The 19,580-nt window shown below is 59.3% G+C and carries 24 protein-coding genes; 16 read left to right on the forward strand and 8 right to left on the reverse strand.

Features of this window, described 5'->3' with window-relative positions:
- Window positions 1-164: 164 nt before the first annotated feature.
- Genes cysE through WC811_RS17275 form a run of 3 tightly spaced genes read left to right on the forward strand, consistent with a single transcriptional unit; the run spans window position 165 to window position 1,774 of the window.
- Entirely contained in the window at window positions 165-992 is an 828-nt protein-coding gene (cysE, locus tag WC811_RS17265; RefSeq protein WP_372646564.1) for a serine O-acetyltransferase, read from the forward strand.
- Between the two features lie 20 nt (window positions 993-1,012).
- Window positions 1,013-1,228 carry a DUF3126 family protein gene (locus WC811_RS17270; protein ID WP_372646565.1) on the forward strand — a complete coding sequence of 72 codons (216 nt, stop codon included), beginning with the start codon at window positions 1,013-1,015 and terminating at the stop codon, window positions 1,226-1,228.
- 15 nt (window positions 1,229-1,243) lie between these two features.
- Window positions 1,244-1,774: a gamma carbonic anhydrase family protein gene (locus tag WC811_RS17275; protein WP_372646566.1), complete on the forward strand. Its 531-nt coding sequence runs from the start codon at window positions 1,244-1,246 to the stop codon at window positions 1,772-1,774.
- A gap of 59 nt (window positions 1,775-1,833) precedes the next feature.
- Here the strand turns inward: WC811_RS17275 and WC811_RS17280 are convergent, their stop codons facing one another.
- From WC811_RS17280 to WC811_RS17290, 3 genes are all read right to left on the reverse strand, one after another.
- Window positions 1,834-2,514 (reverse strand): transglutaminase-like cysteine peptidase, encoded by a 681-nt coding sequence (locus WC811_RS17280; RefSeq protein WP_372646567.1) that lies wholly within the window; start codon window positions 2,512-2,514, stop codon window positions 1,834-1,836.
- A 160-nt stretch (window positions 2,515-2,674) separates the two neighbouring features.
- Complete coding sequence (locus tag WC811_RS17285; protein ID WP_372646568.1) at window positions 2,675-3,304, reverse strand: PilZ domain-containing protein; 630 nt, start codon at window positions 3,302-3,304, stop codon at window positions 2,675-2,677.
- Between the two features lie 169 nt (window positions 3,305-3,473).
- A complete protein-coding gene (locus tag WC811_RS17290) occupies window positions 3,474-4,109 on the reverse strand; it encodes a PAS domain-containing protein (protein WP_372646747.1) in 636 nt (211 codons plus the stop codon).
- A gap of 245 nt (window positions 4,110-4,354) precedes the next feature.
- Between WC811_RS17290 and WC811_RS17295 the strand changes: the two genes are divergently transcribed.
- Window positions 4,355-5,092, forward strand: a complete 738-nt coding sequence (locus tag WC811_RS17295) for a rhomboid family intramembrane serine protease (protein ID WP_372646570.1) — start codon at window positions 4,355-4,357, stop codon at window positions 5,090-5,092.
- Between the two features lie 187 nt (window positions 5,093-5,279).
- Window positions 5,280-5,708 carry a CBS domain-containing protein gene (locus WC811_RS17300; RefSeq protein WP_372646571.1) on the forward strand — a complete coding sequence of 143 codons (429 nt, stop codon included), beginning with the start codon at window positions 5,280-5,282 and terminating at the stop codon, window positions 5,706-5,708.
- Here WC811_RS17300 and WC811_RS17305 read toward each other — a convergent pair.
- Both WC811_RS17305 and hisI read right to left on the reverse strand, forming a co-directional pair.
- Complete coding sequence (locus WC811_RS17305) at window positions 5,690-6,688, reverse strand: patatin-like phospholipase family protein (protein WP_372646572.1); 999 nt, start codon at window positions 6,686-6,688, stop codon at window positions 5,690-5,692. The two genes, WC811_RS17300 and WC811_RS17305, sit on opposite strands and share 19 nt — an antisense overlap.
- Before the next feature lie 163 nt (window positions 6,689-6,851).
- The gene (gene hisI, locus WC811_RS17310; protein WP_372646749.1) at window positions 6,852-7,280 is read right to left on the reverse strand and encodes a phosphoribosyl-AMP cyclohydrolase; all 429 of its coding nucleotides are present in this window, start codon (window positions 7,278-7,280) and stop codon (window positions 6,852-6,854) included.
- A 252-nt stretch (window positions 7,281-7,532) separates the two neighbouring features.
- Between hisI and WC811_RS17315 the strand changes: the two genes are divergently transcribed.
- The 6 genes from WC811_RS17315 to WC811_RS17340 all read left to right on the forward strand — a co-directional run bounded on the left by WC811_RS17315 (window position 7,533) and on the right by WC811_RS17340 (window position 12,440).
- Window positions 7,533-7,994 carry an iron-sulfur cluster assembly scaffold protein gene (locus WC811_RS17315; RefSeq protein ID WP_372646574.1) on the forward strand — a complete coding sequence of 154 codons (462 nt, stop codon included), beginning with the start codon at window positions 7,533-7,535 and terminating at the stop codon, window positions 7,992-7,994.
- Between the two features lie 296 nt (window positions 7,995-8,290).
- Window positions 8,291-8,896 (forward strand): hypothetical protein, encoded by a 606-nt coding sequence (locus WC811_RS17320; RefSeq protein WP_372646575.1) that lies wholly within the window; start codon window positions 8,291-8,293, stop codon window positions 8,894-8,896.
- A 57-nt stretch (window positions 8,897-8,953) separates the two neighbouring features.
- The gene (yidD, locus tag WC811_RS17325; protein WP_372646576.1) at window positions 8,954-9,232 is read left to right on the forward strand and encodes a membrane protein insertion efficiency factor YidD; all 279 of its coding nucleotides are present in this window, start codon (window positions 8,954-8,956) and stop codon (window positions 9,230-9,232) included.
- Between the two features lie 109 nt (window positions 9,233-9,341).
- Window positions 9,342-11,285, forward strand: coding sequence for a threonine--tRNA ligase (gene thrS / locus WC811_RS17330; protein ID WP_372646578.1), 1,944 nt, complete (start codon window positions 9,342-9,344; stop codon window positions 11,283-11,285).
- Between the two features lie 20 nt (window positions 11,286-11,305).
- Complete coding sequence (locus WC811_RS17335) at window positions 11,306-12,115, forward strand: hypothetical protein (RefSeq protein ID WP_372646579.1); 810 nt, start codon at window positions 11,306-11,308, stop codon at window positions 12,113-12,115.
- Between the two features lie 76 nt (window positions 12,116-12,191).
- On the forward strand, window positions 12,192-12,440 hold the full coding sequence (locus WC811_RS17340) for a YqjD family protein (RefSeq protein WP_372646580.1): 249 nt from the start codon (window positions 12,192-12,194) through the stop codon (window positions 12,438-12,440).
- Window positions 12,441-12,563: 123 nt separating this feature from the next.
- Here WC811_RS17340 and WC811_RS17345 read toward each other — a convergent pair whose 3' ends face one another.
- The 3 genes from WC811_RS17345 to WC811_RS17355 form a co-directional block, all read right to left on the reverse strand.
- Window positions 12,564-13,367: a GTP-binding protein HSR1 gene (locus tag WC811_RS17345; protein WP_372646582.1), complete on the reverse strand. Its 804-nt coding sequence runs from the start codon at window positions 13,365-13,367 to the stop codon at window positions 12,564-12,566.
- A gap of 86 nt (window positions 13,368-13,453) precedes the next feature.
- Window positions 13,454-14,287, reverse strand: a complete 834-nt coding sequence (locus WC811_RS17350; RefSeq protein ID WP_372646584.1) for a lysophospholipid acyltransferase family protein — start codon at window positions 14,285-14,287, stop codon at window positions 13,454-13,456.
- Window positions 14,288-14,454: 167 nt separating this feature from the next.
- Window positions 14,455-15,672, reverse strand: coding sequence for an FAD-dependent monooxygenase (locus WC811_RS17355; RefSeq protein ID WP_372646585.1), 1,218 nt, complete (start codon window positions 15,670-15,672; stop codon window positions 14,455-14,457).
- Between the two features lie 241 nt (window positions 15,673-15,913).
- On the opposite strand from WC811_RS17355, the gene WC811_RS17360 reads away from it, so the two are divergent.
- The 5 genes from WC811_RS17360 to WC811_RS17380 all read left to right on the forward strand — a co-directional run bounded on the left by WC811_RS17360 (window position 15,914) and on the right by WC811_RS17380 (window position 19,353).
- A complete protein-coding gene (locus WC811_RS17360; RefSeq protein WP_372646586.1) occupies window positions 15,914-17,233 on the forward strand; it encodes a porin in 1,320 nt (439 codons plus the stop codon).
- A 271-nt stretch (window positions 17,234-17,504) separates the two neighbouring features.
- A complete protein-coding gene (locus tag WC811_RS17365) occupies window positions 17,505-17,846 on the forward strand; it encodes a hypothetical protein (RefSeq protein ID WP_372646587.1) in 342 nt (113 codons plus the stop codon).
- Window positions 17,847-17,979: 133 nt separating this feature from the next.
- Entirely contained in the window at window positions 17,980-18,309 is a 330-nt protein-coding gene (locus tag WC811_RS17370; RefSeq protein WP_372646588.1) for a septum formation initiator family protein, read from the forward strand.
- Between the two features lie 143 nt (window positions 18,310-18,452).
- Window positions 18,453-18,779: a DUF5076 domain-containing protein gene (locus tag WC811_RS17375; RefSeq protein WP_372646590.1), complete on the forward strand. Its 327-nt coding sequence runs from the start codon at window positions 18,453-18,455 to the stop codon at window positions 18,777-18,779.
- A 208-nt stretch (window positions 18,780-18,987) separates the two neighbouring features.
- The gene (locus WC811_RS17380; RefSeq protein ID WP_372646592.1) at window positions 18,988-19,353 is read left to right on the forward strand and encodes a hypothetical protein; all 366 of its coding nucleotides are present in this window, start codon (window positions 18,988-18,990) and stop codon (window positions 19,351-19,353) included.
- Window positions 19,354-19,580: the final 227 nt, after the last annotated feature.

Here is a 19,580-nt window from a genome sequence, read left to right on the forward strand (position 1 = left end):
TGCAATTGAAGACACCGCAAACCGCCGTCAGGGTGGCAGATGCACGCGGCCGTCAGAAAGTGTATAAGTTTAACGGCAACACCGATTGACCGGCGTTGGCGGCGCCGTTAATCGCCTGCGGTAACAAATTGCAAACGGACCCGATTTCGAGCCAGAGGCTGCCCGTGTCGAATACGAAAACAGCGACATCCAAAGTCCAGGTCGTCGACCCGATCTGGGCGCAAATCCGCACCGAAGCCGAAGCGGCCATGAAGGCCGAGCCGGCGCTCGGCAGCTTCATCTTCGCAACCGTCCTCAGCCATCAGGCGCTCGAGGAAGCGGTATGCCACCGCCTGGCCCAAAGGCTGAACCACACCGACGTCGATGCCGGCCTCATGTCGCAAACCTTCCAGGGCGTTCTCTCCGAGCAGCCGGAACTCGGCGCGATATTCCGTGCCGATCTGCAAGCCGTTTACGATCGCGATCCCGCCTGCACGCGCTATCTCGATCCTCTCCTTTACTTCAAAGGTTTCCACGCGCTCGTGACCCACCGCTTTGCCCATGCGCTTTGGAAAAGCCGCCGGCGAGATTTTGCTCTGTATCTGCAGAGCCAGTCGTCGCGCATGTTCGCGGTCGACATTCACCCGGCTGCCCGCTTCGGCAAGGGCATAATGCTCGATCACGCCACGGGCTTTGTCGTCGGCGAGACGGCAGTCGTCGGCGATAGCTGCTCGTTCTTGCACGCCGTCACGCTCGGCGGCAGCGGCAAGGAAACAGGCGACCGCCATCCCAAGATCGGCGATAATGTCTTGATCGGGGCTGGCGCCAAGGTTCTCGGCAACATCAAAGTCGGCCGCTGCTCACGAGTGGCCGCTGGTTCGGTTGTGCTCTCCGAGGTGCCACCCAACGTCACCGTCGCTGGCGTGCCGGCCAAGATTGTTGGCAGCGCTGGCTGTGCCGAACCGGCCCGCTCCATGGAGCAAGGCTGGGTTGATGATTTCGGCGGACTTTAAAATCGTTCAGGAGAAAGAAATTGAAAAAGGAAGAGCTCGCTCGCCTGCAGTCGTATCTGCGCAAAACGCTGGGAGCGACATCGCTTGAGGTGAAGGCCCAGCCGAAGAAAGACGATATGGCGGAGGTTTTCGTCAACGGCGAGTTCATCGCCACGCTCTATCGCGAAGTCGAAGAGGGCGAAACGTCCTATCAGTTCCAGATGGCGATCCTCGATATGGATCTCGAAGGCGTCTGAGACAGAGTTCCGCGAATGCCCCTCTACAAGCTCGATGGTGAAAGCGTCAGAACGCCCGCAAGCGGTGCGTTCTGGGTCGCCCCGAATGCTGTTCTTATCGGCAAGGTCCAGCTTGAAGAAGACGCCAGCGTCTGGTTTGGCGCGATCCTCCGCGGCGATAACGAACTGATCACCGTCGGCTCGCGATCCAACGTGCAGGACGGGTCTGTGCTGCACACCGACCCTGGCTTTCCGCTGACCATCGCCGAGGATTGCACGATCGGGCATATGGCGATGCTGCACGGCTGCACCATCGGGCGCGGCAGCCTCGTCGGTATCGGCTGCATCATCATGAACGGCGCGAAGATCGGCGAGGAATGTGTCATCGGCGCCGGAGCTTTGGTGCCGGAGGGTAAGGAAATTCCACCGCGTTCGATGGTCGTCGGTTCGCCCGGCAAGGTCATCCGCCAGTTGACCGCCGAGGACATCAAGCGTTTCGGTCGCGGGGCCCCGCGTTACGTCGCCAACTGGAAGCGCTATGTCGCCGGACTCTCGTCCCAGAGTTGAGGCCCCGAATCGGCGAGGCGAGACCCTGTAAGCTTCAATTCAACGATGCCGAAAAGCCATCACGGAAAATTCGGCATCGCGTCGAAGATTGTTGAATCGACCGACTGCACGCCCGACAGCGCCGAAGGCGTCGAAGCGTCGTTCGGATCGAGCGAGACCCAAACCCTCGGATCCATATATGACTGCCGCATCACGTAGTGATAGGGCGTTTGGTTCCAAAGACGTACGACGTCGATCTTGTTATCTAATATGAAGTCGCCCTGGGTCGTGCGTGCCGTGAGAACGGCATGGCCTTCATTCTTTTCGTCGCGCACGACCGTCATGAGCAAAACGCCGGACGGCCAGCCACGAGCGATAAGGCGATGACGCTTCAGCAGAGCATAATCTTCGCAGTCGCCGCGGGTCTTGGGGATCGTCCAGTATTCCGCGACCCCGTAAACTTCCATGTCGGTCGCAGGTTCAATCGCGTGATTGACTGTACGATTGACCTCATCGAGCTCGCTCAAAACTTGAGGCGTAGCTTGATATCGGGCGTCGTCTGAAGACGAGACGACACACTCCTGAGGCATGCGCTCGCAAAAGGCAACGAAGCCGTAAGGAGGCTGCGAACTGCCGTAAACACGCATAAATTCCGGTGCCCGCGTCGCCGGACTGATGACGGCGACTTGCTGCGCCGCTACCGGAAATGCCACACCACACAACCACACCGCCACAGTGGCGGCCACGCTACCGTACTTCATGAAACGCCCTCGTACACGGTACGATACAGTACGCGAAACAGCTGGTTTTAGCATGAATACCCACCGCGGCATTCGCGCTAAATTCGTATACAAATTTAACTTTAGGATTTTGGCAACTCGGCGAGCGATTTGAGGCATCACACAACCAACGCAACGATTATCAAGGAAAACTGTCGCGCAACGCCTCGGGCGAAAGCAGCGACAGAAACTGAAGGCCAATACCGTGTTCGTGATGACGGCGGACGATCGCCCGCGTTTTTCCGGCGACGACGAAACTCCCGATCTGCGGCCGAGCCGGAGTGCCGACGGACGCGCCAGAAGCCGAAAGGTCAAGCAATTCAACGTCGATAACGACGCCCTCCTCGACCCTCAACGTCGTGCGGCGGCCGCGAGTTCCGACGCGCTCATGAATACGGTTGGCCTCCGCTGGGAAGTCGTCCCTGTTGACCAGCCACATAATCTGCGCCGCGAGCTTTTCCCGCTTATGGTCCGTGACTTTGAAAACGAATGCGAAACCATCCGACGTAATTCTCGCGACGATACCGTCGAGACCTCCGAGATGATCGAAATAGACCACGACGCGCTCGCCGACTTCAGGCGTATGCGCAGTGACGACGGCCGCGCCGCCGACGGATACGTTTTTCAGTTGGCAGGTATATTCGCTGCGGTCAGCGCGCATGAAGCGGCCCGCTAGCGAAAGCGGCAGGCGGCGATGTTTGCGCAGATCACCCGCAATCACTGCATCGGATGGATGCCGGACGTCCCGGATGATGCGCGCATGCATGGCCATCGCCAACCTTCGAACTGTCAACAAGAGGTGGTCCTGCGAGCGCTCTCCGCATTGTCAACGTGCGAAAGGCGCCCAACCTAACTATGCGGGCACGGTCCTTAATGAAGCTCTAATCGGCGCACCAAATTCGGCTTTTCGAGAAAAGGGAACGTTATGGATTGACGGGAGATTACCTCTCGTCGCCAGCCAGACTCAGCCCACCTTCGTAAACGCGGAATTGACGCCGCGCGGATCGCACAATTCTGGCCTCTCGCCGTGTGTGGAGAATAGGCACCAGATCGTTGCTGCGACTTCCCTCTCTCGAAGGCTCACCATTCGGCCAGATGATTTCATGATCGATAAGCGTGCGCTTCGTCAGCGGCACCGCTCCAAGCCAACCCGGCTTGTCGATCGAAGTGATGGATCCGAGAAAGCGCTCGACGGAATCTTGCGTGTGGGTCAGCGGCAGGACAAGAACTTCGAACGTCGTCGACCGTCCTTCGCCGTTTTCGGCGGAGATGCGAAAGACGCCGACGGCGCAATGCTCGGTGATGATTTCGATCTGGCTTTGAACCGTCGCGGCATCGTCGGCGTCGAACATATCGAACAGGTTCTTGCCGCGCAGCTCCATGCCGAGCGCTTCGGTGATCCGAGTACCGGCGAGCCGGAAGCGTACGTTTCGGGGATTCATCCGTTCTAGAATGAATGTATCGGGAAGATCGTTCGCGATGCGCGACGGATCGATCTCAAAGCGCTTGGGCGCCCGGCGTTGTCCCCGCAGGGTATTCCAGTAGGAGAATAGCGACTGAGTGACGGCTTCTTGCATGCTCACGACTAAAGACCCCGATGATCCGCTGGCCGGTTGGCGCCCGGGGGGCGTCTTCCGTACCAATTCGAAGCACGCTTCCTTTCGGCGGCTCCGTTATCGGCTATGGGAGCATCGTTCGTGCCAGCGCCAGGAAAGCGGCGAGAGACGGTGGTCTTGTGCGGTGTTGCCCGCATTTGATCGAACCGTTAACAACGGCAGTCCAGCCGGCAGGAGACCGGATCGCTTCAAAGTGGGACGACGCAGTGACTCGAGAACCCATCTTCAATGTGCCCGGCCCCGTGCTGGCGATACTCGCAGTCTTGATCGCCGTGCACGTCGCGTTGTCGATGTTGTCGCCCGATGACTACTCGTGGTGGGTTTTGGCGCTTGCCTTCATCCCGGCGCGCTACTCCGGTTTCGCCGATCAGATCCCGGGCGGCAGCGTCGCCGAAGTGACGTCCTTCGTGACGCATATGGCCGTTCATGCCGACCTCACGCACTTGGCCTTCAACGGCCTTTGGCTGCTCGCGTTCGGTTCCGTGCTCTGCGCCCGCATGGGCGGTTTGCGCTTTATCGCCTTCTCGATCGCCGGAGGCATCGTCGGCGCGTTGCTATTTCTGCTGTTCAATCCCGGACTGCCGGCGCCCGTCATCGGCGCATCGGGAGCCGTCTCGGCCATGATGGGCGGCACGATGCGCTTTCTCTTTAACGCCATCGATCGCGGCGAGGGCTATCTGCTCCGCCATAAACCATCTGCAATTCCCGCGGTGACGATCGGCGGCGCTTTGCGTGACCGCCGCATCGTTTTGTCTTCGATCGTATTCCTTGGGATCAATTTGCTCGCCATCATCGGGTTCGGAAAATTCGGCGAGACCGGAGCGATCGCATGGGAGGCGCACATCGGCGGTTATCTTTTCGGTCTGCTCGCCTTCGGAGCTTTTGATCGTTCAGATGACAGTGCGTTGCAAAATGATTTACCGCCTTCCGCAGAATTCGACTGAAGGCTTGCAATCTCGTTAGAATTGCCTCAGCCTTCAATCATTCCGCCGTAAGAGCGGATGACAATGGGTGTGACACGCAGCGGAATGCCGGCCGAAGACCGGGTAAGCTTGCGGGCCTTTAGGTGATACGCAAGCGTACCACCACGACTTCAGTTCGGCACCACGTTCCGAGAACGGAGCTGAACATATGATTATCGCACAAATCCTTAAGTCGAAGGGACGGGGCGTCATGACCGCGGCGCCCGCCGATACTCTTCAAGAAATCACTTTGCGTCTCGCCAGCCGGAAGATCGGCGCGATCGTCATTCTCGAAAACGGAAACGTCGCCGGTATCATTTCGGAGCGCGACATCATCCGCTTGATCGCCGAGCACGGACCGAAAGCGCTCGACATGCAGGCGAAAGATGGAATGACCCGCAACGTCATCTCATGCACGCGTGACTGCACGCTCGACGAAGTCATGGAAACGATGACGAAGGGCCGCTTCAGGCATGTTCCAGTCATGGAAGACGGTGCACTTGTCGGCATCATTTCCATCGGCGATGTCGTCAAACACCACATCTCCGAAGTCGAGTTGGAAGTAACCGCAATGCGCGATTACTTGGCGACCGGCTGATAGTCCTGCGTCGCGCCGCGGTCGCTGTCGCCGCGCGCGCGCTTGGGATCGCAGATCTCAATCTCACGAACGATGTTGTCGAGCTGACGCTCGACAGCATGAATGCCGGCCTCGATGGCCGCCTCGGCGCGATGAAAATCAAAAAGGCCGATATCTTGCAGGCGCGGTGAAATCATTGCGTCGGGCGGATCGCCAGCGAGACGTGAACGGGCGATGCGGTCCTGCACGATATTGAGCGCATCGACCATCACGGTCGAAATCCCCGGTGCGCCATCGCCCTTGCCGAGAATCTGGCGCTGCAGAAGCCCGCGCACGCCGCCCTTTTTGCCTTCGCGTTCCGCTTCCGCGACAAGTTCCAGTTGCCCGCCGGCATCCGGGAACATCGCTTCCGGCGACGAGATCACGCTGCCGCGTCCAAGAATGTCGAAATTCAAATTCACCGCGATCACATAGCGCGCGCCGAGTGCCCGGCAGACCGAGACCGGAATTGGATTGACGAGAGCGCCATCGAACAGCCAGCGGCCATTGACCTTGACCGGCTTGAAAACGCCCGGCAGCGCGTAGGAGGCTCGCACGGCTTCGACGAGCCGACCGCGCGACAGCCAATGTTCGTGTCCGGTTCCGATTTCCGTCGCGACCGCCGTGAAGCGCGTCGGGAGATCTTCGATGTTGCGGTCGCCGAGGTGCTGTTCGAGCCGGTCGCAGAGGCGCTGCCCGGTGATCAGTCCCGTTCCGGCGAAATTGAAATCGAGGTATCCGAAGATGCGCTTGGGAGTGAGTTCGAGCGCCCAGCGCTCCAGGTGGTCGAGATGACCTGCCGCATGGCATCCGCCGACGACCGCGCCGATCGATGTGCCGGCGATGACATCCGGCTTAATGCCGGCGCGCTCCAGGGCCTTCAGGACGCCGATGTGCGCCCATCCACGCGCCGCGCCGCCGCCGAGTGCTAGTCCGATCCTGACGCCCGCTTTGCCCAACACGACCGTGCTCCCGATAAAATCCCTCTGCTGCCGCCTTGGGCCGTGCAAGCGGCATGCATGCCTTCAGGCTACGCCCGCACGATTAAGGTCCCCCTACCAATTGGTAATCAAGGTATGAACGTGGATATGGCAAACGCCGAAGACGAGAGAGCCGTCTTGAGACTCAGACGGGCGTGGTCTTGGCCGGCATCGTCTTAGGCTGCGGCAGATCCGCAAACTCCAACACCGCACCGCCCGGACGATTGGCCTGTACGACGCGCCGGTAAAAGCACGAGCGCTCACCTGTGTGACAGGCAACTCCATCGCCCAGCACCTCGGCCGCGATCCAGACGACGTCCTGATCGCAATCGGTCCGCATTTCAATCACTTTGAGGAGATTGCCGCTTTCCTCGCCCTTCTTCCACAGCTTGCCGCGCGACCGGCTCCAGAAATGGCCGATGCCGCTCGCAATCGTCTCCTCCAAAGCCATCTCATTCATGTACGCGAACATCAGCACATCGCCCGAGCGCTGATCGGTGACGATCGCGGGAATAAGCCCCTCCGGCCCGAAATTGGGTTTGAAAGAGTGGGTCGTTTCGATTGTCTCGGTCATGCCGCCGTCTGGGCCCTCTATTGTCGCCTTGCTCGTCATGACAATCCTCTTGAGCGAAAAACGCATACGTGACGAGCAAAGGGGCTCATAGGCAAATCCGCTCGGCATCCCAATGGCCGGAACCAACGGCCGCCATCTCGCATTCGATCCCGGCTCGGCTTATATACGGCGACCGGAACGTCTGGAGGAGGGCCCCGCACGGCTTAAGTTCCGAAAGACGGATCCGAAGGACCATACAACGCGAAGATCGACATGGCTAACCTCGATGAGATCTACAACACGCGCATCCTCGAACTCGCAGGAGCGATTTCGCATACGGATCGGCTGACCGATCCCGACGGTAGCGCCACCGGCCATTCGAAACTCTGCGGCTCGACCGTGACCGTTGACGTCAAGCTTACGGGCGGACGGGTGAGCGAGTTTGGCCAATCGGTCAAAGCCTGCCTGCTCGGTCAGGCGTCCTCGTCGGTTATGGCGCGTGAGATCGTAGGCTCGACACCGGACGAACTCCGCGCGATTGGCCGCGAGATGCGCGCCATGTTGAAGGAGGGGGGAACTCCCCCGTCCGGCCGCTGGTCCGACCTGGCCTTCCTGGAACCGGTGCGGAATTATAAAGCCCGTCAGGCTTCGACACTGCTCGTCTTCGATGCCGTCGAGAGAGCCCTCGACGACGCCGAGGCGAGGGGTGGGGCTCAGCTTCAGGCTGCGCGCTAACCTTTACTACAATTTTTCCGTCGGATTTCGCTGTAGCCTCCCTTCACCCAATCGACGAGCACGGCTCCGGCGTGCTGTATATTCGCTCCGTTGCACCCCTCGATCATGCAGCGAGTTATTTCGACAACTTGGCGAAAGTCTTTCTTTGCCGACGTGCCGGAAGGGGCTTCCGGATTGGGAAAAACTGAGGGTAGAAGACTGCTTCGCCCGCTGACGGCATCAGTCACAAAAATGAAGAAGAATAGACCCGAGCCGGCCGGACTAACTTGACCTTAGAGCACAACTGGAGATCCAAAATGTCAGCGCAGGATAACGATAGCGGCGCGCGCGTAGAGAGTGCGGCCTCATCGACCAGCGCGCTGAAGTGGGTCGTGATCGCGATCCTGGCTTTGGTCGCGATGTATGGCTGGCAGCAGAAGACTTCGGCCGAAGGCGAGCTGACGGCGATGCGCGGAGAAGTGTCGTCTTTGCGCAAAGCAGTCGATGATGCCGCGGAGGTTCGAAAATCGTCGCAAGATGAAATCGACCGGCTGAAGGCCGCGGTAGCCGACGCGCTTCATCAGGTCGACGAAGGCAAGGCCGACGTCTCGACCGCCATGGCCAAAGTCTCGGAACTCGACAACAAGGCCGCCGGCCTCGCCAAGGATAACGACGGCCTGAAAGCGCAGCTCGTTGGCGCGGCCGAAGAGATGAAGGCGAAGCTCGCTCTCGCGGACGATACGACGGGCAAGGTCAAGGCGGAACTCGACATCGCTAACAAGGCGAAGGGCGATGCTGAAGCGGCCGCTTCAGCCCTCCGCGGCGAAATCGATAGCCTCAAGGCGCAGATCGCGACGCTCCAAAGGGATCTCGAAGCCGCGAAGACCGCCGCTCAACCGGCTCCCGCAAACCCGACACCGTAAATCGGGTCGCACCGCTTCGCGCTTGCGTCATGTCACGGAAACGCGTCTGCTCGGGCCATGAGTTCCAGGCTAGCTAAAGCGCTGCTCAAGGCGCCGATCCACGTTTATCGCTACAGCTTTAAATGGCTGATCGGCAGTCAATGCCGCCACTGGCCGACGTGCTCGGAGTATGGCCTGCAAGCCATCGAGCTGAACGGCGCCTGGCGAGGGTTCTGGCTGACTCTCTCGCGCTTCGTGCGCTGCGGTCCAGGCGGCACGCACGGCGTCGATCCGGTTCCCGATATTCGTGACGTCACGCACACGTTCCAGCCCTGGCGCTACGGCCGCTGGCGGTAAGACGCGACGCCGAGCCGCCCCTTGACTTGCGGCGGCTCGCACCCCATTACGCCCTTCCAAATCGTCTTACGCCGCGCTCGTTTGCGGCGAGTGAGCACAGGAGGCCGCGATGACTGACGTCACCATTACGTTCCCGGATGGCAAACAACGCCAAGTCAAACCGGGGACGACGGGCCTCGAAATAGCCAAGTCGATTTCGCCTTCGCTCGCAAAGCGCACTGTCGCCATGCAGCTCAACGGCGTCTTGGCAGACCTTGCCGATCCGATCACCGGCGACGCCTCGATCAATTTCGTTTCGCGCACCGATCCGGCAGCCCTGGAACTGATCCGGCACGACGCCGCGCACGTCCTCGCCGAAGCCGTGCAATCGATCTGGCCGGGAACTCAAGTCACCATCGGCCCGGTGATCGACAACGGCTTCTATTACGACTTCGCCAAGCAGCAGCCATTCGAGCCGGAAGATATTCCGACGATCGAAAAGCGCATGGGCGAGATCATCGCCAAGAACGCGCCGTTCACCAAGGAAGTGTGGTCGCGCGATAAGGCGAAGGCGTTCTTCAAGGACAAGGGCGAGTACTTCAAGGTCGAGCTGGTCGATGCGATCCCTGAGGACCAGGACCTCAAGATCTATAAGCAGGGCGAATGGCTCGACCTCTGCCGCGGCCCGCACATGACCTCGACCGGCCAGGTCGGCAAAGCGTTCAAGCTGATGAAGTTCGCCGGCGCCTACTGGCGCGGCGATTCAACCAAGCCGCAGCTCCAGCGCATCTATGGCACCGCCTTCGCGATCGAAGACGAGTTGAAGGCTTATCTTCATCAGCTTGAGGAAGCCGAGAAGCGCGACCACAGAAAGCTCGGCCGCGAGATGGATCTCTTCCACTTCCAGGAAGAAGCACCGGGCTCTGTCTTCTGGCATCCGAAGGGCTGGACTCTGTTCCAGACCTTGATTGCCTACATGCGCCGCCAGCAGCAGCGCGCCGGTTACATGGAAGTCAACTCGCCGGACATGATGGAGAAGCACTTTTGGGAGCTTTCAGGCCACTGGGAGAACTACGGCGAGAACATGTTTACGACCGTCCTTCCGGACGAGCGCGTGTTCTGCTGCAAGCCGATGAACTGTCCGGGCCACGTTCAGATCTACAAGAACGGCTTGAAGAGCTACCGCGATCTGCCCTACCGCATCGCCGAGTTCGGCAAGGTGCATCGCTACGAGCCCTCCGGCGCGTTGCACGGCATGCTGCGCGTCCGCCACTTCACGCAGGACGACGCGCACATCTTCCTGACCGAAGATCAGATCATGGAGGAATGCCTCAAGATCAATGATCTGATGTTGTCGATCTATCGCGACTTCGGCTTCGAGGACATTCACATCAAGCTCTCGACCCGGCCCGAAAAACGCGTCGGCGCCGATGCGCTTTGGGACAAGGCCGAGAAGGCGCTGGGCGATGTTCTCGCCGAAGTGAAACGTCGCTCGAATGACCGGGTGAAGACCTCGATCAATCCGGGCGAGGGTGCTTTCTATGGTCCGAAGCTCGAATACGTTTTGAAGGACGCCATCGGCCGCGACTGGCAGTGCGGCACGACGCAGGTCGACTTCAACCTCGCGGGCCGTCTCGGCGCGTTTTACATCGACGATCATTCCGAGAAGAAAACGCCGGTGATGATCCACCGCGCCATGTTCGGTTCGCTCGAACGCTTCACCGGCATTCTGATCGAGAACTTCGCCGGTCATTTCCCCCTGTGGCTGTCGCCGCTGCAGATCGTCGTCGCGCCGATCGTGTCGGACGCGAATGACTATGCGACCGAGGTCGCCGAGAAGGCCAAGGCCGCTGGATTGCGCGTCACCACCGATCTGCGCAACGAGAAGATCAACCTCAAGGTCCGCGAGCACTCGCTCGCCAAGGTGCCGGTGATCCTCGTTGTGGGCAAACGCGAAGCCGAAGAGAAGAAAGTCTCGATCCGCCGCCTCGGTTCGCAAGACCAGACGGTGCTTGGTCTCGACGAGGCCTTAACGGCGCTGTCTGCCGAAGCCGTGCCACCGGATTTGCGATAATCGCTATAGGGGTCGGTGCGATGGCTTTGAACATCGAGCGATTTAAAGTCGATCTCGGTCGGTTGATTAACGAGGGGACCCTTCTTGAATACGCAATGCGTCGAGATACCTCAAATGACGGAGAATTTCTAAAACAAATTCGGAAACAGTTGGGAAAAGACGCCGACGCACTAATTGAAAAACTACCCAAAAACTTTGGCGTGAAATACGAGTCTTGGTACTCTGAAGCGGTTGTGCTTCTTCGACAGATTCTTCCCGACCGCGTTTCAAATTTTATCTCGCTGTACGAGAAGCCAAAATCTCGCAAAGACCTGTCCTGGGGAAATTATGTTATTCAGGATTTTCTACAAGGACTTTGCGTAACCCGAGGTTCCGAAACCTTAGTCGGCCCATCTGCGGCGCTTTCGCAGTTTCGCCAACAGCTTGGAATAGTCAAAGCTGCGCAGGGAAGATTTGAAAGTTCCCTTTTTGAAATTCGGCAGTTAGTCCAAGCAGATGTCTTCGATAATGAGATCGCTGCCGCAAGAGAATTATTGAGCAATAAATTTGTTCGGGCGGCTGGAGCGATTACGGGCGTCGTTCTTGAAAAGCACCTGCTTCAAGTGTGCGAAGATCATGGAACAAAGATTACTAAGAAGAATCCAAGCATCTCTGACTTGAATGAAGCTCTACGGACTGCTGCCGTGATCGATGTCCCGCAATGGAGATATATTTCGATGTTGGGAGACCTACGCAACCTTTGTGCCCACAATAAGAAACAAGAGCCCACAAGTGAGCAAGTGTCAGATTTTATTTCCGGAACCGAAAAGGTGCTGAAGACTATCTCTTGATCCTATTCTAGACGCATGCAACCAACCCCACTCGCTCCGCGTTGCCTCAGTACGTTGCAACAAACGGAGTACCCCCATGGCTACATCATCCGCATCGCAGTACGGATCCGGTTCCGTCGAAGACCTCAAGAGCAAGGCCAAGCAGGCATTTGACGATGCTACCGACCGCGCTCAGGACATCGCCGGTCAGGCAAAACAGCAGGTCGGCGAGGTTGCCGGCAACGTCAAGGGCGCTATCGACAAGTCGGTAAAGGATCAGCCGATCACCACATTGCTGGCGGCGGCAGCCGTCGGCTTCGTCATCGGCGCACTTTGGAAATCATAACGACCGCGCGAACGTCGCTGTGAATTCTCTGCGACGTTCGCAAAATTTTAATCCGCCGAAAGATTGTCATTGCATGACGATCCTTCGGCGGATTTTTTGTGCGCTACCGACACGCGAATTCGATCAGGACTGAGCCTTGCGCGCCGCCGCAGTCTTCCGCAATTCGCCGCTATAGAGATCGATAGCCGCTGCGCCGACCTCGTGAATGTACGCCCGTGTCAACCGTCCCGAGATCGTTCCCTTCAACCATTGAAAGAGAGATTTCGACAGACGCTCGCGCATTTCGTAGGTGGCGGCGGTCGCCGGATTCATCATGCGTGCGACACGCCAGACCGACCACGCGCGTCCGGCAACATCGTAGACGCCGCGCCATCGGTAAACCTGCGCGAATTGAGCGACCGTCAGTCGGCTTCCGAGCGGGATGGTGCCTTCGAACACCGGACGCAACCGTGCGCTGACCTGCTCTACGAGCGTCAACGCTTCCGGCACGGTGAAGTGCAGCATCGGATCTTTGTCCTCGGGATGATAAACCTTGGCCACGATCTCGACGGTCTCAAGACCCGTGTTCAGAAGATCGTTCCAGTTCGAAATGGTTCGGGAATCGGAGTCGTTGCCGAACACCTCAACCGCATCTCGCGCCTCCTCCCGCGCCGGGTCTGCGTCGGTCTGCGCATCGCTTGAATCCGTTGGTGGCACGACCGTCACCGACGCCACGTCGCCTGTCGCCGCGGGACCAGCAGGGCGGCCGAGAGTTTGCCGCTCGAACACGAATGCCAGAGCCGTGCAGGCGAGCGTTCCCAACGCCCAATGGATGAGATAGCCGTGTTGCCAAAGCCAAAGACTACCGAGCGGGATCAACGCCAGCGTCGGCAGCAAAAGGCCCAAGGAAACGATAAACAGCCGTAGAGGCGTAAGGGCATCGCTCATTCCGCGCTCCGTTGAGGCTTCAGCCTCGAAAAACGCAGCCGCCCGTCTCTAAGTTCCGAATTTTCCAGCAGCCCAGCGCCGTGGCGCTACTTCCAGCGCCGGTTTGACCACATCCATTGTCCGGGCATTTCTCGCACCCAGTCTTCGAATTGCCGGGTCATCTCCGCCGTCGCCCATTTGACATCGTCGCCGGGATTGGACGTGCGCGGGATGCGAAGCTCCTTGAGTTCAATCTCGAACCGGCTGTCGTTACCGACGCGCATGCAGCGTGACATCCAGATCCGGGCGCCGACGCGGCGCGCGATCATCGCCGGGATCGTGACGGTTCGCGCGTCTTGTCCGAAGAACGGAACAGGCAAGCCTGTCCTGTCCCAGAGATCGCAAACGACGCCGAGGCGGCCGCCGTTGCGGACGTAATCCATGATGACGCGCGCCGTCTTCTGGCTTTCCCCGTGATCGCCCTCGACCTTGCCGCGCCCGAAAAGGCCGCCCGGATAGAGATCGCGCCGCTGATAGCGAATATATCGGTCGATGTAGGGATTGTTCACGGAGCGATAGACGCACGCGGGATTGGCGCCCGAGAGCGTCAGCGGCCAGATCGCCAGCTCCCAGTTGCCCATGTGCAGCGACGCGCCGACGATCGGCCCGAGCTTGCTGGAATAACGGTTGAAGACTTCCGGGTTCCTGATGGTGAGACGCGACGGTTCGGCGATGATCTGATCGACCCGCATCGTCTCGGCCATCACGCGGCCCAGGTTTTCCCAATGCTGCAGCGCGATCGTCAACCGCTCGCTGTCCGTTTTTTCGGGGAAAGCTATTTTCAGATTTTCCAGCGCGCGCTCGTGCCGCTTCGGATTGATGACCGGCGCAAGCCGACGCCAACACCATGCCGATATATGCGTGGCGGTATCGAGCGGCACAGCCCGGACGATGCCGACGATGGCGCGCAGGACGATGTACTCTAGCCTGAACTGCAGATCCCGCAGTCGCGAAACTTCTGTCGAGGACAGCGCCCTGTTTCCTTATCACGATGATGAATGCCGGAGCGAAATGCCCTTCCCCCGGGCGCGCCGTCAAGCCTCGGCGGTCATATGTCCACGTCTTGCGCGAGCGGTGACGTCGAAGGCTGATGATGCGACGTGGTCGGCATGACCCCCTCCCGCATAACCCGTGCCCTGAGCGCTGGGCTCGACGCGAGCGCAAAAAGCCCAAAGCCGCGTGCGATGCTCACGCCGGGTATATTGCTCAGCAGGGACCGGTTCAGAAGATCGACCGCGAACACGCGCGATCCGACATCAGCCTGTCTGGCGTTCTCGTAGCGCTTCAATGTTGCCTCGCCCCCGATATCTACGCCGCTGCGTTTCGCCTCTCCCGCAATGTCCGCTAACGCCGCCGCATCGCGGCAGCTGAGGTTGAGTCCTTGCGCGCCGATCGGCGGAATGACATGAGCCGCTTCCCCAACGAGGACGACCCTGCTTTTTGCGAGCGATCGGGCGGTCTGGCCGGAAAGGCGGAACGATTGCCGGGGAGTGAAGTCCGAAAGGGCGCCGAGCAGGCCCTTCAGCGCGGTACTCAGTTCGCCGCAGAACGCCTGATCGTCGAGAGCCAGCAGGCGGGCGACCTCTTCGTGCGTATCGATCCAGACCAGGTTCGACGTCTTCCCAGGGCCCGGCACGACGGTCAACGGCCCAGCAGAGCGATGCAACTCGGTGGAGATGCCATGGTGGTCACGTTGATGATGGAACATCGCCACAATCGCAGATTGCGGATAAGTCCAGTTCGACACCTCGATGCCAGCGGCGGCGCGGGTGGCCGAGGAGCGTCCATCGGCAGCTACAACCAATCGGGAGGCTAGTTTCTCACCGGAGTCGGAGGTGAGCGTAACGTCACGCGAGCCGATCTTGACCTCGGTGACACCGGAGGGGACGCGCGTCAGCAATCGACCGCTGGCGCCCTCCAGGGCCTCCGTCAGGGCGGCGTTCGGGATGTTGTAGCCGAACGCCTCGAACCCAGCCTCGCGGGCCTCGAACAGCACCTCCGGGGCGCGCAGCAGGCTGGCACTCCCATCTACAATTCGAATTCCGGTGATCGGCTCCGAGAGCCCACCGAGGCGCTCCAAAATGTCCAATCTTTTCAAGAGTTCAATCGAGCCGCCAAAGAGCGCCGAGGTCCGCCGGTCGTCGCGATTCGATGGTGGCCCGATGATCACCGTACGGAGGCCGGACTGTGCGCACGCGGCTCCTGCAATCAGCCCGGCAGGTCCGGCGCCGACGACAGAAATGTCAAAAATGTCTTGTTCAGCCATGCCTTAGGTCCATTAAGTGTGGTTATTGAAGCACAGAAATGACCGAAAGGGACCCCTGTGGCCCATTCGCAACGAATATGACGGCTGGCTGTCACGCATCTGTTAAATTGGCGTGGTTAGCAGATACTTAAGTTGTCCACATCGCTAAGACGCTTTGAGGGCATAACGGCGAAAACGCCCGGCACGCTAGGGGATTACGTGCCGAACGTTATCTGGGGTCTGTAGAAATAGAGGGGCACCGATGAAATCGGTATTCAAATTATCAACCAGCCGTCTGGCGTTGCTGGCAGCGTTTGGTCTTGCAGCAGCTGGCGTTACTCCCGCTGCGGCGGCCGATCTGGGCGGCGATTGCTGCGCTGATCTCGAAGAACGCGTAGCCGAGCTTGAAGCCACGACCGCCCGTAAGGGCAACCGTAAGGTTTCACTCACGGTTTCGGGTTGGGTCAACGAACAAGTTATGATGTGGGACGACGGCACGGAGCGTAACTCCTACGTCGGCACCAACTCGCTTGAGCAGTCGCGCGTTCGCTTCGTCGGTGAAGCACAGATCGCTCCAGGCTACTCGGCAGGCTACACTCTCGAAATTGGCGTTCAGGGCGCACCGTCGAACCAGTTCACCCAGGCCGCTCCTGACGGAACGAACTCCAACACGCTCAACGTTCGTAAGAGCAACTGGTGGTTGAAGAGCAAAGACCTCGGTAAGGTCACGGTCGGCCTCGAAGGCACGGCATTGTACCACGTGCTCGACGATGCCGATGGCGCCAATACGCGTAACTTCTCGGACGCGCAGGCTGCTGCTGTGTATCAGGGCGCTTTCAAGCTTCGCAGCAACGGCGCTGCTGTCGGCTCTCTGGGATGGAACAACATCCTGCAGGGCGTAGACAATGGAACCGTCGGCCAGGATGGCCGCCGCAACATCATCCGTTACGACTCGCCGACGATCGCTGGATTCACGCTGACGGCTTCGTGGGGTGAAGACGACGACTGGGGCATGTCGCTGACCTACAAAAATACTTGGGGTGACTTCAACATCCTCGGTAAGGCCGGCTATGGTGAGAACTCTGACGAAGCCATCGGCTGCGCAGATAAGTCATCTGCCTCTCCGCCGCCCGCGAGTGTTGCCGGAACCCATTGCGAACTGTTCGGCACTGCCGCCACGATTATGCACGTTCCGACCGGCTTGTACGTGTACGGCGGTTACGCTCAGAATACAGACGATCATATCCGTGATGTAGATCCCGGCGCCAAAGAGACGAGCAGCATGTACTTCGTCCAAGGTGGTATCGAACAGAAGTGGATGCCGCTCGGCAAAACGACAATATTCGGCGAATATCGTCATGATGACGGCGGCAGCAAGCTCACGCAGTCGTTCGGTGGTACAAACCTTCAGGACACCAGTCTCAACTTCGTCGGCGCTGGCGTGATCCAGAACATCGAGCCGGCTGCAATGGACCTCTATGTCATGTATCGCCACGGCGAGGGCAACATCTCGAACCAGACCACGAACGTCGAACTCGACGCATTCGACTCGGTCATCGTCGGCGCACTGATGAGATTCTGATCGCTTACTCCCGTTTGCGACAGATCTTGGGGCCGCCTTTGGGCGGCCCCTTTTTGTTCTCGCTTCGAATATTTACATTCCCCGGGGGAATTTCCATTGGCCCTGTGTCGAATGGGCGATATGGCGACCTTACAACAGGGCCGCCGAGAAACGATGGGAAGCTCAACAACCCTGGGATATTACCATTGAGTTTCTGCTATCTACCGCGCAACACTAGCTTATGTGCGTGCTTCCGAAGCATGGCGGGGTATTTGTGAGACGGTTAGGACTGGTGCTGATCGCGCTGGCGGCGTTGGCTGTTATGCGCGGCACCGATGTAATTGCCATGGAAGAACAGCGGGGTGCAATCCCCGGTGGCATTGCTGTGCCTGATGCTCCGAAAGCTCAAGAGCAGGAGGAAGCGCTTCCTTCCAAGAGCGAGACCGGCACCGAAATCCGCATCCCGGGCCTCGGCAAAATCGGAACTTTGCCAAAAATGGATTTCGGCCTCGACCTTCTCTATGGCGCCGTGGAAGACGACAACAGCAAGACGACGCCCGACTTCCCCAATTCTCAGGATACCGACGAGCAGCGGGATCTGATGATTCACGGCACGGTAAAGCACCGCTTCTAGGTGAGCACGACCGCCGTTCTTTGGCTGGTCCGATCGGTCTCGTCGACGAGTCCCCGGCCTCCTTGGTTTACCCCCCCTTAATCGCGTTGCTTCTATAAGCCTTGATCGCCTTTTCTTGCAGGGATCGAAGCGCGTGCATTACGCGAGCAGCCCCGACCGTCGACGCGGAGCCGTTTGGCTTCTCAAGCAGCTCTCCATTACACTGGCCTGCCTGAGCCTGACGGCTTACTTCAGCTATCACATCCGTTATGGTCGGCACGGCCTCGAGGCGCGGAGCGAACTTCAGGATCGCTCGGCTCTCCTCGATTTCGAGATCAAGGGCCTGGAGAACGTGCGTTCGAAGCTCCGCCATGACGTGGCGTTGCTGTCGCCGGAAATGCCGAATGCCGACATCGTCGAAGAAACCGCGCGCGACGTCCTCGGCTATGTTCGCCCTGACGACAAAATAGTTGTCGCCCGATAAAGACCGTAGTTCATTACTACCTACAAACAGATCGCGATGGCGCGCATGATGGCCAACGGCCGTGCGCAAGAGGCGCCAATCAAGCCAGGATGCGCGTCGCGGCAACGGACTGGCGCGTTCGTAATTCAGGGAGTCCGTCGACGATGTCCGACTTTCACGATTCAGAGCCCCTCCTTGAATTGGACGTTCCGGACGGTGTCCCGGAAGCCGAGCAGGCCGTCGAACTCATCAGGGCCTGGGTCGCCGACGGTGCCTTAGCAGTAACACTCAACGGTGAAGCCTTCGGGCCGCAACTGGAGGAGTGGGGCCGCGTTCTCGCTCAGATCGGCCATCACATCGCTCATGCGGCGTCTCTGAATGGTGAGCTTGGCGAGCAGCATTCGATGGACGCCCTCCGCAAAGGCTTCGACGCCTCATTCCCGGCGAGCGAACTCGCGACCTATGGAAAAGTGCGCAAGCGCGTCCACTAGCGAGCATACGTCGCTATCACGGAGACGGTGCGCCCCGTGGCTGTGGCTGCTTTGCGTCACATGGCCGATGTCCACATCTTCGGACCTTTGCTCGAATATCGGCAGGGGACGACTGAACTTCGCCAGCTTGCGCTGCCGGCTTCCCAATCGCTAAACCACACGATGTGTGCGCGTTGAGTTGCGGACGAGCAACTCAGGGGGATGGTCGATGACAACGGTTTCTTTTGCCAAGGTCGGTTTAGTCGTCGTCGCGACGGCTCTGGTGTGTGGTTGCGCGAATTCGGGCTTCGATCTGTCGACGGCGTCCATATCGCCGCAACAGACGGTCGCGAAGACGGACCCAGTCTGTACTTCGCTCGCGAGCCAGATCAATTCGCTCAAGGCCGACGGTACCATCGATAAGCTCGAACAGGCCGCCGAAGGAAAAACCAGCAAGGTCTCCATCAAGCGGACTGCTCTGCAGAAGCAGGCCGAGTTGAACAAGGCTTACGCTCAATTCCAGACGCGCTGTGGTCCGGTCGTTCCGAACCAAGTTGCGTCCCAGCAGACGAAGGCGCCCGCAGCTGCGAATTAAATAGGCGGAATTATTCGTCGGGTCAGGCATCAGGTACTGCGGCGTTCCCGCAGAAAGGCGCGAGAGCACGAGCGTTTTCATAACGGTGAGTGCTGTTGCGCCGCCACAGGAACGCCACGGGGGATTGCGAAGGCTGCCGGCGTGTGGTCTTTCCGACTAAGAGGCGAACCCTCGTTGGGTTCACGTATGATTTCAAGCAAGCGGGACGGATGATGCGGGGTTGTTTA

Origin of the sequence: Hyphomicrobium sp. (assembly GCF_041659645.1) — a bacterium.
In the GTDB taxonomy this organism is placed as follows: Bacteria; Pseudomonadota; Alphaproteobacteria; order Rhizobiales; family Hyphomicrobiaceae; genus Hyphomicrobium_B.